We start from the raw sequence: 11,084 nt of genomic DNA on the forward strand, positions 1-11,084 counted from the left end.
CCCCTTCGAGGAGGCGCCCTTTCCAATTGGTCCGGCGCGCCCGACCCGGCGGCGCATTCCGGCCTCCCACGCGCCCGGGTACGACGGACAACCCGCCATCGGTCCGAACGATGCGGCAGGCTTTGGCTGAAATTGCGGCATCAATCATGCAGAACGGGTCGGCGAAGATGCCGGGATGACGGCGATCCCGGCTGTCGGACTGTTCCAACCGGTGTGCATCGGTGTAACAATGGAGGGCATATACGTCAACAGTGCTGACCTATTTCCATGGATATGCGTTTGAGCGATTCGGCTGCGACCCCCGGTTCGGACATCGTCCGAGAGCCACTGCCGACGCGCGGCGAGCTGGATTTCCGGCTGATCGAGCTGTTCTTCTTCGCCTACCGCGAGTTCACCGCCGACGCGGACTCGATCCTCGAGCGCTACGGCTTCGGGCGGGCGCACCATCGCATCCTGCACTTCGTCAACCGCGCGCCGGGCATGACCATCGCCGACATTCTCGAACTCCTGCAGATAACCAAGCAGTCGCTTTCGCGTGTCCTGCGCCAGCTCGTCGACGAGGGGTTCATCGTTCAGGTGCAGGGCGAGGACGACCGGCGGCAGCGCCGGCTCTATCCGACGGAAAAGGGCCGCACTTTGACGCTTGAACTGTCGCGCGCCCAGGGACGCCGCATCGATGCGGCCTTCAAGGCGGCGGCGCTGCCCGACCCCGGCCTCGTCAACGACTTCCTTCTTGAGATGGGAATCGACCGTCGGGCGACGCGGGACTGGTTCGCCAAGCAGGGCATCGGCAAGGAGACTGACGCGTGACGGCCATGACGGACACCGCGACCCCGGCACCGCGCCCGGCACCGCTCGACGACGATGCGCCGCACCTTCTGGTGGTGGACGACGACCGCCGCATCCGCAGCCTCCTGTCGCGCTTCCTGACCGAGCGCCGGTTCCGCGTCTCCGTCGCCGCCGACGCCGCCGAAGCGCGCCGCATCCTCGGCGGTCTCGACTTCGATCTTCTCGTCGTCGACGTGATGATGCCCGGCGAGAGCGGGCTCGATTTCGTGCGCTCGATCTCGCCGCTGCGCGACATCCCCATCCTGATGCTGACGGCGCGCTCGGAGACGAACGACCGCATCCTCGGGCTGGAGGCGGGTGCCGAGGACTATCTCGCCAAGCCCTTTGACCCGCGCGAACTCCTGCTGCGCATCAACAACATCCTGAAGCGCGGCGGCACCCAGCCGATCCAGAAGGTCGAGCACGTGCGCTTCGGCCCGTTCAGCTTCTCGCTGTCGCGCAAGGAGCTGAAACGCGGGGCCGAGATCATCCGCCTGACCGAGCGCGAGCAGGAGATCATGGCGCAATTCGCCGCCAAGGCCGGCGAGACGATCCAGCGGCAGGATCTCCTCGGCGGCGAAGCCGAGGTGGGCGAGCGCACGGTGGACGTCCAGATCAACCGGCTGCGCCGCAAGGTCGAGAGCGATCCCGCCAATCCGCTCTGGCTGCAGACGGTGCGCGGCATCGGCTACCGTCTGAACGTCGATTGACGGCGCGCCCCCTCCCGCGGCCATGAGCCTTCTCGATCGCATCTCGCCCGCCCGGCTGACCGGATCCGCCGCGATCCGCGCCATCTCGAACGCGTTGCGCAAGCCGCGCATCTGGCGCGGGCCGCTGCGCCACGTGCCGCGCTACATCGCGCGCCGCACGCCCAAGGGCCTCTACGCCCGCTCGCTCATCATCATCATCGCGCCGATGGTCCTCCTGCAGTCGGTGGTGGCCTTCGTCTTCATGGAGCGCCACTGGCAGACGGTGACGCAGCGCCTCTCAACCGCCGTGGTGCAGGACATCGCCGCCGTCATCGACGTGCTCGACACCTATCCGCAGGATCCCAGCTTCCTCAACATCAACCGCATCGCCCGCGAGCGGCTGGGCCTGAACGTCCTCGTGCTGCCGTCCGAGCCCCTGCCAGCGCCGGCCGCCAAGCCCTTCTTCAACATTCTCGACGGCATTCTGTCGGAGGAGATCCGCCGGCAGATCAACCGACCGTTCTGGATCGACACGGTCGGCGAATCGCGCATTGTCGAGATCCGCATCCAGTTGCCCGAGCACGTGCTGCGCGTCTTCGCGCCGCGCAATTCGGCCTATGCGTCGAACACGCACATCTTCCTCCTCTGGATGGTCGGCACCTCGCTCGTCCTCCTGCTCATCGCCATCCTGTTCCTGCGCAACCAGATCCGCCCGATCCAGAAGCTGGCGCAGGCGGCCGAGGGCTTCGGCCGCGGCCAGCCGCTGCCGCCGGACTTTCGCGTGCGCGGCGCCTCAGAGGTGCGGCGCGCCTCGCTCGCGTTCATTCAGATGCGCGACCGAATCGAGCGCCAGATCGAGCAGCGCACGCAGATGCTCAACGGCGTCAGCCACGACCTGCGCACGGTGCTGACGCGCTTCCGGCTGCAGCTTGCCCTCCTCGAGGACGGCGAGGACCGCCGCGAGCTGGAGCACGACGTCGACGAGATGGGGCGCATGCTGGAAGGCTATCTCGCCTTCGCCAAGGGCGAGGCCGGCGAGGATGTCGGCGAGTTCGACCTCGAGCGGGTCTTCGCCAAGTTCGCCGCCGAAGCCGCGCTCAAGGGCTGCACGATCGAGACCGACGTCGTCGACGATCCGCTCATCACCGTGCGGCCGGACGGGTTCCTCCGCCTCATCACCAACCTCGTCGCCAACGCCATGCGCCACGGCCGCCACATCCGCCTGACGGCGCGCCGCGACGGGCGCTGGCTGACGGTGACGGTGGAAGATGATGGGCCCGGCATTCCCGCCTCGCAGCGCGAGGACGTGTTCAAGCCCTTCGTGCGCCTCGACGAGGCCCGCAACATCGACGCGGGCGGCACCGGCCTCGGACTGGCGATCGCGCGCGACATCGCGCGCAGTCACGGCGGCGATATTCTCCTCTCCGAGTCCGATCTCGGCGGGTTGAAGGCGATGATCCGCGTTCCCGCCTGACGCTCGGCGTGATCCGGGCGAAGGGCGTGAACGCTGCGTCCGCCTTGCCGGAGGGCGCACGGACGACATGTCCGGCGTCACCCGAACGAACACCGGATCATAGTCTCATGCGCGCCGTCGCCTTCAAGACCCCCCTTCCCGTTTCCGATCCCGCCTCGCTGATCGACATCGAGCTGCCACGCCCCGAGCCGACGGGGCGCGACATCCTCGTCGAGATCCGCGCCATCTCCGTCAATCCGGTGGACACGAAGGTGCGCGGCGGCGCCATCCCGCTTGAGGGCGAACACAAGGTGATCGGCTGGGACGCGGCCGGCATCGTCGTCGGCGCAGGGCCGGAGGCGACGCTGTTCAAGGCCGGCGACGCCGTGTTCTATTCCGGCGAGTTGCTGCGGCCGGGTTCGAACGCCGAATTCCAGCTGGTGGACGAGCGGCTGGTCGGCCGCAAGCCCGCCAGCATCGGGTTCGCGGATGCCGCGGCCCTGCCGCTCACCGGCGTCACCGCTTGGGAAACATTGTTTGACCGGCTCGACGTGACGCATCGCCGGCCCGCCGGCGCGGCGAACGCGATCCTCGTCATCGGCGGCGCCGGCGGCGTGGCGTCGCTGGCGATCCAACTTGCCAAGGCGCTGACCGACCTGACGGTGATCGCCACGGCCTCACGGCCGGAGACGCGGGACTGGGTGCTGGCGCAGGGCGCCGACCATGTCGTCGACCACTCCCGGCCGATGGCAGAGCAGGTCGCAGCGCTCGGCCTCGGCGCGCCCGCCTTCGTCTTCTCGACCACCCACACCGACACGCACCTGCCGGAGATCGCCGAACTGATTGCGCCGCAGGGCCGCCTTGCCCTCATCGACGATCCCGAGACGTTCGACATCGTGCCGTTGAAGACGAAGGCGATCTCGGTGCATTGGGAGCTGATGTTCACCCGCCCGCTCTTCCGCACCGCCGACATGGGCGAGCAGGGGCGCATTCTCGGCGAGATCGCCGATCTCGTGGACGCCGGCCGCATCCGATCCACCGCCGCGCAGAACTTCGGCACGATCAATGCCGCCAACCTGCGCCGGGCTCACGAACTCAGCGAGAGCGGCCGGGCGATGGGCAAGATCGTGCTGGAAGGCTTTTAAACATAGGCGGGGCGGCCTTCACGGGCAGCCCCGCTTCGTCAGAACAAACGGCCGCCGTTCGGAACGGGATGGCTGAGTGCGGCGAGGACGACGTTGCCTGCCGCGTCGGGAAAGCCCAGCGTCAAAACCTCGGAGCGCATCGGGCCGATCTGGCGCGGCGGGAAGTTGACCACCGCCATGACCTGACGGCCCACCAGGTCTTCCAGCGAATGACGAACGGTAATCTGCGCCGAGGATTTCTTGATGCCGATCGCCTCGCCGAAGTCGATCGTCAGACGGAAGGCCGGCTTGCGGGCTTCCGGAAAGGGCTCGGCGGCGAGGATCGTGCCGACGCGGATGTCGACCTTCATGAAATCGTCGAAGGCGATGACGGGTGCGGGCGCGACCTCGTCGGCGCTCATGCCTCGCCTCGCGAGAGTTCCTCGGCCCGGCGCTTGGCGGCCGCGACCGCATGGCGCATCAGCTCCTTCAACCCGCCATCGTCGACGGACAGGACCTTCAACGCGGCCTCCGTGGTGCCCTTCGGCGAGGTGACGTTGCGCCGAAGCTGCGCGGGCTCTTCCTCAGAGCGGATCATCAACTCGCCCGCACCGGCCACGGTGTGCCGGGCAAGACGCATGGCGAGCGCAGGCTCCAGGCCTGCCGCAACGCCGGCTTCCGCCAGGGCCTCGGCCAGCAGGAACACGTAGGCCGGGCCGCTACCGGACACCGCGGTGATCATGTCGATCTCCGCTTCCGTATGCACCCACTCGACCGGCCCGCTCGCCTTGAGAAGCGCCGTCGTCGTGGCGCGAAGCGTGCCGCCGACGAGGTCGTTGCCGTACGCCCCCGTGATGCCGCGTCCGATCAAAGCCGGCGTGTTGGGCATCGCCCGAACCACCGGACGCCGGCCGAGCCGGGCTTCGAGGAAGGCGACGGTGATGCCGGCCGCGACCGAGATTACCAGCGTGTCGCGCGTCATCGCCGCCCGCAGCGGGCCGACCGCCTCGTCCATCATCTGCGGCTTGACCGCGAGGATGACGATGTCCTGCGGCTCGGCCGGGATGGCTGCAGCGTGACGCACGCCCTTTTCGAAGAGCGGCGCCAACGCCTCGGAGGGACGCGGATCCACCACGATGACGCTTGCGGGGTCGAGACCGTCCGCAATCCAGCCGCGCAGCATCGCGCCGCCCATGTTGCCGCCGCCCAGAAGCAGGAGGCGACCGACGCTGGCGGACTGCCCGACCCCGGGCATCAGGCGTTGCCCACGGTGTCGAACACGGCGCAGGCCAAGGCGCTGTCAGCGTCCTTGTCGGCCCACACCACGAACTGGAAGGCCTGATAGTAGCGCTCGCAGCTTTCCAGAGCGGAGGCGAGCAGGCGTTCGGCCTGCTGGCTTGTCGGCTCGGCGCCGCCCGACAGGAGAAGCGCGTGACGGAACATCACCGCGCCTTCGGACGGCCAGAGATCGAAATGGCCCACGAGCAGGTTTTCGTTGATCTTGGCGAGGAGCTTCAGCACCTCCCCCTCGCGCCGCTGCGGCACCTTCATCGAGAAGGCGCAGCCCAGATGCAGCGCTTCCACCGTCTCCATCCACGAGAAGGAGACTGAGTAATCCGTCCAAAGCCCGCGCACTGAGACCGCGATCTCGTCGTCGCATGGCCGCTCGAACGACCAGTCCCGCGTGGCCGCCACCAGTTCGATCACGTCAACCGGGTTCGATTGCCGTGTCGATTCCCATTCCGCCAGATTCATGATTGCCAGTTCCCCGTGCCGCATCACCTGCGGGACCGCCGGGACGCCGCATGCGACCCGCCGTCTTCGGGGGCAAGTTCCTCGCAAGCCCCCTTTTCCGCAGACGGGGAGATCCGCCGCCGCGGCGAATCACCCAGTAAAATCAGTGTAGCGATGGGGACTCGCGACACCAGTGCGGAAACCGGATTTTAAGCTTTCGTCAGGACCGGGTTCGGACCGGCGCAGGACCCGAGAGTCGTAACCGACTCCGGCGACACGCCTTTCCGAATCCGGGCTGTCGCCGCCCTGGCCGGGATAAGCTGTGCATACCCTGTGGATAAGGGGTTCACATCGCCTCGGGCACCGGGGACGGAGCGGTCGGCGTCATCTTCGCTTCAAGATCGGCGATCCGCTTCTTGAGCATTTCGTTCTCTGTGCGGGCCTTCACGACCATCTCGCGGACGGTCTCGAACTCTTCACGCTGCACGAGATCCATCTGGTTGATGAAGCGCTCGCCCTGCGTGCGGAACACGGTTTCCATCTCGCGGCGCACGCCCTGGGCGGCTCCGGCGGCGTCGGTCATCACGCGGGCGAATTCGTCCAGCATGCGGTTCGGGCCTTTGGTGTTCATCGGATGCAGCTCCATCGGGACTTTCGATCTCTTCGAGGTAGGCGGTGGACCCCCGCTTGGCAATGGAACGGGCGCATGGTCGCGACGCTTCGCCTTGACCCCGGCGCAACCGCATCGCAAACCCGCCGCCGACGCGCGACCCCCGCGCCCGATCGGAAGCTGCCATGATCGACACGGCCGTCCTCGGCGTTCTCGCCTATCCCGCCATCGACCCGGTGTTCCTGCAGATCGGCCCGATCGCCCTGCGGTGGTACGGGCTGGCCTATGTCTGCGGCATCCTGTGCGGCTGGCTCTACGGACGCCACCTCGTCGGCACGCCGCGGCTCTGGCCGGGCGGCGTCTCGCCGATCACCAAGACCGACATCGACGACTTCATCGTCTGGATCACGCTCGGCATCGTGCTGGGCGGGCGCATCGGCTCGATCCTGTTCTACGATTTCGCCCGCATCGTCGAGGACCCGCTTTCGGCCCTGCGCATCTGGGAGGGCGGCATGTCCTTCCACGGCGGTCTCATCGGCGTCACGATCGCGATGATCCTGTTCTGCCGCACCCACAAGGTGCCGCTGTTCAGCCTGATCGACATCGTGGCCGCCTCCGTGCCCTTCGGGCTCTTCTTCGGTCGCATCGCCAACTTCATCAACGGCGAATTGTGGGGCGCGCCGTCTACCGTGCCCTGGGCCATGGTCTTTCCGAGCGGCGGCCCGGAGCCGCGCCATCCCAGCCAGCTCTACGAGGCCGCGCTCGAGGGGATCGTGCTGTTCCTCGTGTTGCGGCTGCTGACGCATCACTTCAAAATGCTCGGACGCCCGCGCTTCGTCGGCGGCGCCTTCATCTTCCTCTACGGCTGCGCGCGCATCGCGGTGGAGTTCGTCCGCGTGCCCGACATCCAGCTCGGCTACCTCCTCGGCACCGGCTGGCTGACGATGGGCATGGTCCTGTCGCTGCCGATGCTGGCCGTCGGCCTCTGGGCCTTCGCCACGGCCCGGCCGCGCGCCTACGAGCCGAAGCCCACCGCCGCCTCGTGAGCGACGAGCTCGGTACGCGCATCCGCTGGGAGATCGCCTCCGGCGGACCGATGCGGCTCGACCGCTTCTGGAACCTTGCGCTCTCCGATCCCGCTGGCGGCTACTACGCGACGCGCGACCCGTTCGGGCGGGGCGGCGATTTCGTCACGGCGCCCGAGATCAGCCAGATGTTCGGCGAGTTGCTGGGGGCCTGGGTGCTGGCCGCCTGGCGCGCGCTCGGACGCCCCTCACCTTTCATTCTGGCCGAGATGGGGCCGGGGCGCGGCACGCTGAGCCTCGACATGCTGCGCACGCTGAAACGCCTCGACCCTGCCATCCTCAAGGCGGCGCGGGTGCGACTGATCGAGACGAGCGACCGGCTCGCAGCCCGCCAGATCGAGACGCTGGCGCGGTTCGACCTGCCGATCGTGCGGCACCGCCATCTCGCCGAGCTCGACGCCCTGCCGCTGATCCTCGTCGCGAACGAGTTGCTCGATGCCGTGGCGATCCGTCAGATCGTATGGACGGACGGGGGATGGCGCGAGCGCTTCGTCGCGATCGACGGCCGCGATCGCCTGGCGTTCGCGGTCGGCGAGGCGCTCTCCCGCGTTCCCGCCGCGCTGCGCATGCTGGGTCCACCCGGCGAAGGCGCAATCTTCGAGTTTTCGCCTGAACGCGACGCCATTGCCGGCACCATCGCCGCGCATGTCCGACGCTATCGCGGAGCGGCGCTGCTCGTCGATTACGGCCATGTCGCGCCCGGCTTCGGCGACACGCTGCAGGCGCTGCGCGCTCATGCCTTCGCCGCCGTCCTCGATGACCCCGGCTCTGCCGACATCACCAGCCACGTCGATTTTTCCGCGGTGCGCGCGGTGGCGCTGGCTGCAGGGCTGAGAGACATCGCGATCGGCCGCCAAGGCGATGTTCTCCTTCAACTCGGCCTCTTGGAACGCGCGGGAAGCCTCGGCGCGTCGGCGGATGCGGCCGGGCGCGAGGCGCTGACGGCGGCGGTGCGCCGTCTCGCGGGCAACGGAGCCGGCGAGATGGGCGATCTCTTCAAGGTGCTGGCGATGGCCTCGGAGCCCCTGCCGCTGCCGCCCTTCGCAGCACAATGATCGACGACCAACTGAGCGTCAGGACCGCCACCGGAGGCTGATTGACTTGAGCGACGGGGTCCCCCACCATTTGCGCCATGCTAGATCACCGCCTCGAATCTGCCGCTCATATCGGTGACGCCGATGTCGTCCAGGACGAACGGCTGTCGCGCACGCCAGGCCTGCGCCATGCCTTCTTCACGCGCGGCGGCGGCGTTTCCACCGGCCTCTATGCGGGGTTGAACGCCGGCATCGGTTCGCACGACGCACCCGAAGCGGTCCACGAAAACCGCAACCGCGCCATGCACTTCCTCGGCCTCACCGGACCCGAACTCGCGACGCCCTGGCAGGTCCATTCGCCCGACGTCGCCATCGTCACCGAAGCGTTCGGCGCCGAGCGTCCGAAGGCGGATGCCGTCGTCACCCGCACGCGCGGCCTCGCGGTCGGCGTCGTCACCGCCGATTGCGGCCCGATCCTCTTCGCAGATGCCGGAAACGGCGTGATCGGCGCCGCCCATGCGGGCTGGCGCGGGGCGCTCGGCGGGGTCCTCGACCGGACCATCGAGGCCATGGAAAGCATCGGCGCCGAGCGCGCCGGCATCACGGCGATCCTCGGCCCCTGCATCACCCAGCCGAACTACGAGGTCGCGGCTGACATGATGGCCGGCTTCCTCAGTGCCAGCGCCGCCAACGAGCGCTTCTTCGCGCCAGGCGCCAGCACCGACAAGCGCCAGTTCGACCTGCCCGGCTACATCGTGGCGCGGCTCGCCGGCCTAGGCGTCACCGCCGGCTTCGTCGGCCACTGCACCTATGCCGAGGAGAACCGCTTCTTCTCCTTCCGACGCACCACCCATCGCGGCGAGCCCGACTACGGCCGCCAGCTCTCGGCGATCGTCCTCGGCTGATCCGCCCGAACCCATCGGACCATCCCATGCTGCATTTTTCCGACGACGAGTTCACCGAGCGTCTCCAGCGCCTGCGCGCCGAGATGACCGAGCGAAAGCTCGACGCGATGCTCCTGTTCGCGCAGGACTCGATGTACTGGCTCACCGGCTACGACACGTTCGGCTACTGCTTCTTCCAGAGCCTCGTGGTGAAGGCCGATGGCGAGATGCGCCTGCTGACGCGCTCGGCGGATCTCAGGCAGGCGCAACACACGTCGAACATCGAACGGATCGAGATCTGGCGCGACCGCGGCGGCGCCAATCCCGCCATCGAGCTTCGCGACCTCATGGACGACATGGGCCTCCTCGGCGCCCGCATCGGCGTCGAATGGGCGACGCACGGACTGACGGCGACCAACGGCCGGCTGGTCGAGGAAAAGCTCGGCTCCTTCGCCAGCCTGCAGGATGCCTCCGACCTCGTGCCCGGCCTTCGTGTGGTCAAGAGCGCCGCCGAGATCGCCTATGTCCGCGAGGCCGCCCGCCTTGGCGACGAGGCGTTCGCGGCCATGCTGCCGCTGGTGCGCGAGGGCGCCGACGAAGGCGACCTCCTTCACGCGCTGCAGGGCACGATCCTGAAGAACGGCGGCGACTACCCGGCCAACCCGTTCATCATCGGCTCGGGACCGGACGCCCTGCTCTGCCGCTACAAGTCGGGCCGCCGTCGGCTCTCGGCGCAGGACCAGCTCACGGTGGAGTGGGCCGGCGTCAAGGCGCAGTACCATGCAGCGCTGATGCGCACGGTCGTCGTGGGGCGTCCGCTGATGCGCCACGAAGAGCTCTTCGCCGCAGCCGCCGAGGCGCTGGCCGCCGTCGAGGAGGCGATGCAGCCCGGCCGCACGTTCGGCGACGTCTTCGACGCCCATGCCCGCGTCATGGAGGAGCACGATCTGGTGCGCCATCGGCTCGCCGCCTGCGGCTACTCGCTCGGCGCCCGCTACGCGCCGTCCTGGATGGAGCCGCAGATGTTCGTCTCGGGCAATCCCGAGCCGATCCGCCCCGACATGACGCTGTTCGCGCACATGATCATCATGGACTCCGACAGCGGCACCGCGATGACGCTCGGCCAGACCTATCTGACGACGCAAGGCGCGCCGGAGCGCCTGTCGCGCCTGCCGATCGAGCTTCTCGCGACGGGATGACGAGCATCCGCGCGCCCGGTGGTTGTGGCGTTGCACGGGGCTTTCGGGCGGGTGTGGGTTGAATCTTCTTGCGATCTTGTTATGAGCGCCGCAGATGCGAACGGGGTTCCGCATGGCGCGGCGTCCCGACGGCGAACGGGCTGCCACGTCGCGCCCCAGGACTGAAGCGGATACGATGAAACTCTTTGTCGGCAACTCCAACCGTATCCTCGCCGAAGCCATCGGGAAGTATCTGGAGCTGCCGGTCGGCCTCGCCTCCGTCCGCCGCTTCGCCGACCAGGAGATCTTCGTCGAGATCCAGGAGAACGTGCGCGGCGAAGACTGCTTCGTGATCCAGTCGACCTCCTATCCCGCCAACGACCATCTGATGGAACTTCTCATCATCATGGATGCGCTGCGCCGGGCCTCGGCCCGCCGCATCACGGCGGTTCTTCCCTATTTCGG

General features: G+C 68.1%; 13 protein-coding genes. 9 read left to right on the top strand and 4 right to left on the bottom strand.

Annotated features, from left to right (window positions below):
• Positions 1–273 precede the first annotated feature (273 nt).
• The 4 genes from AUL33_RS03470 (at position 274) to AUL33_RS03485 (ending at position 4,115) form a co-directional block, all read left to right on the top strand.
• A complete protein-coding gene (locus AUL33_RS03470; protein ID WP_244491947.1) occupies positions 274–810 on the top strand; it encodes a MarR family winged helix-turn-helix transcriptional regulator in 537 nt (178 codons plus the stop codon).
• A 5-nt stretch (positions 811–815) separates the two neighbouring features.
• Positions 816–1,538 carry a response regulator gene (locus tag AUL33_RS03475; RefSeq protein WP_062203741.1) on the top strand — a complete coding sequence of 241 codons (723 nt, stop codon included), beginning with the start codon at positions 816–818 and terminating at the stop codon, positions 1,536–1,538.
• A gap of 22 nt (positions 1,539–1,560) precedes the next feature.
• On the top strand, positions 1,561–2,991 hold the full coding sequence (locus tag AUL33_RS03480) for an ATP-binding protein (protein WP_082652285.1): 1,431 nt from the start codon (positions 1,561–1,563) through the stop codon (positions 2,989–2,991).
• A gap of 107 nt (positions 2,992–3,098) precedes the next feature.
• Positions 3,099–4,115, top strand: a complete 1,017-nt coding sequence (locus tag AUL33_RS03485; protein ID WP_062203708.1) for a zinc-binding alcohol dehydrogenase family protein — start codon at positions 3,099–3,101, stop codon at positions 4,113–4,115.
• A gap of 38 nt (positions 4,116–4,153) precedes the next feature.
• On the opposite strand, the gene AUL33_RS03490 is transcribed toward AUL33_RS03485, so the two are convergent.
• The 4 genes from AUL33_RS03490 to AUL33_RS03505 form a co-directional block, all read right to left on the bottom strand.
• Positions 4,154–4,516 (bottom strand): tRNA-binding protein, encoded by a 363-nt coding sequence (locus tag AUL33_RS03490; RefSeq protein ID WP_062203711.1) that lies wholly within the window; start codon positions 4,514–4,516, stop codon positions 4,154–4,156.
• The gene (gene proC, locus AUL33_RS03495; RefSeq protein ID WP_062203715.1) at positions 4,513–5,349 is read right to left on the bottom strand and encodes a pyrroline-5-carboxylate reductase; all 837 of its coding nucleotides are present in this window, start codon (positions 5,347–5,349) and stop codon (positions 4,513–4,515) included. Before proC ends, AUL33_RS03490 begins: the two co-directional genes overlap by 4 nt.
• Entirely contained in the window at positions 5,349–5,849 is a 501-nt protein-coding gene (locus tag AUL33_RS03500) for a YbjN domain-containing protein (RefSeq protein ID WP_062203718.1), read from the bottom strand. Before AUL33_RS03500 ends, proC begins: the two co-directional genes overlap by 1 nt.
• Positions 5,850–6,174: 325 nt before the next feature.
• On the bottom strand, positions 6,175–6,459 hold the full coding sequence (locus tag AUL33_RS03505; RefSeq protein ID WP_062203747.1) for an accessory factor UbiK family protein: 285 nt from the start codon (positions 6,457–6,459) through the stop codon (positions 6,175–6,177).
• Between the two features lie 167 nt (positions 6,460–6,626).
• On the opposite strand from AUL33_RS03505, the gene lgt reads away from it, so the two are divergent.
• The 5 genes from lgt to AUL33_RS03530 form a co-directional block, all read left to right on the top strand.
• A complete protein-coding gene (gene lgt, locus AUL33_RS03510) occupies positions 6,627–7,484 on the top strand; it encodes a prolipoprotein diacylglyceryl transferase (RefSeq protein WP_062203750.1) in 858 nt (285 codons plus the stop codon).
• The gene (locus AUL33_RS03515) at positions 7,481–8,578 is read left to right on the top strand and encodes a class I SAM-dependent methyltransferase (RefSeq protein WP_244491943.1); all 1,098 of its coding nucleotides are present in this window, start codon (positions 7,481–7,483) and stop codon (positions 8,576–8,578) included. Before lgt ends, AUL33_RS03515 begins: the two co-directional genes overlap by 4 nt.
• 77 nt (positions 8,579–8,655) lie before the next feature.
• Positions 8,656–9,462 carry a peptidoglycan editing factor PgeF gene (pgeF, locus tag AUL33_RS03520; RefSeq protein WP_062203723.1) on the top strand — a complete coding sequence of 269 codons (807 nt, stop codon included), beginning with the start codon at positions 8,656–8,658 and terminating at the stop codon, positions 9,460–9,462.
• 26 nt (positions 9,463–9,488) lie between these two features.
• The gene (locus AUL33_RS03525) at positions 9,489–10,640 is read left to right on the top strand and encodes a Xaa-Pro peptidase family protein (protein WP_062203726.1); all 1,152 of its coding nucleotides are present in this window, start codon (positions 9,489–9,491) and stop codon (positions 10,638–10,640) included.
• A 175-nt stretch (positions 10,641–10,815) separates the two neighbouring features.
• Positions 10,816–11,084 (top strand): ribose-phosphate pyrophosphokinase-like domain-containing protein (locus AUL33_RS03530; protein WP_192843125.1); only part of this gene is annotated, 269 nt, incomplete at its 3' end.

The organism is Aureimonas sp. AU12, assembly GCF_001463705.1.
Lineage (GTDB): Bacteria > Pseudomonadota > Alphaproteobacteria > Rhizobiales > Rhizobiaceae > Aureimonas.

Coding starts and splice junctions, on each gene's coding strand:
- AUL33_RS03475 (WP_062203741.1), top strand. CDS start 816: ATGACGGACACCGCGACCCCGGCACCGCGCCCGGCACCGCTCGACGAC.
- proC (WP_062203715.1), bottom strand. CDS start 5,349: ATGCCCGGGGTCGGGCAGTCCGCCAGCGTCGGTCGCCTCCTGCTTCTG.
- AUL33_RS03470 (WP_244491947.1), top strand. CDS start 274: ATGCGTTTGAGCGATTCGGCTGCGACCCCCGGTTCGGACATCGTCCGA.
- AUL33_RS03505 (WP_062203747.1), bottom strand. CDS start 6,459: ATGAACACCAAAGGCCCGAACCGCATGCTGGACGAATTCGCCCGCGTG.
- AUL33_RS03525 (WP_062203726.1), top strand. CDS start 9,489: ATGCTGCATTTTTCCGACGACGAGTTCACCGAGCGTCTCCAGCGCCTG.
- AUL33_RS03500 (WP_062203718.1), bottom strand. CDS start 5,849: ATGAATCTGGCGGAATGGGAATCGACACGGCAATCGAACCCGGTTGAC.
- pgeF (WP_062203723.1), top strand. CDS start 8,656: ATGCTAGATCACCGCCTCGAATCTGCCGCTCATATCGGTGACGCCGAT.
- AUL33_RS03485 (WP_062203708.1), top strand. CDS start 3,099: ATGCGCGCCGTCGCCTTCAAGACCCCCCTTCCCGTTTCCGATCCCGCC.
- AUL33_RS03480 (WP_082652285.1), top strand. CDS start 1,561: ATGAGCCTTCTCGATCGCATCTCGCCCGCCCGGCTGACCGGATCCGCC.
- AUL33_RS03490 (WP_062203711.1), bottom strand. CDS start 4,516: ATGAGCGCCGACGAGGTCGCGCCCGCACCCGTCATCGCCTTCGACGAT.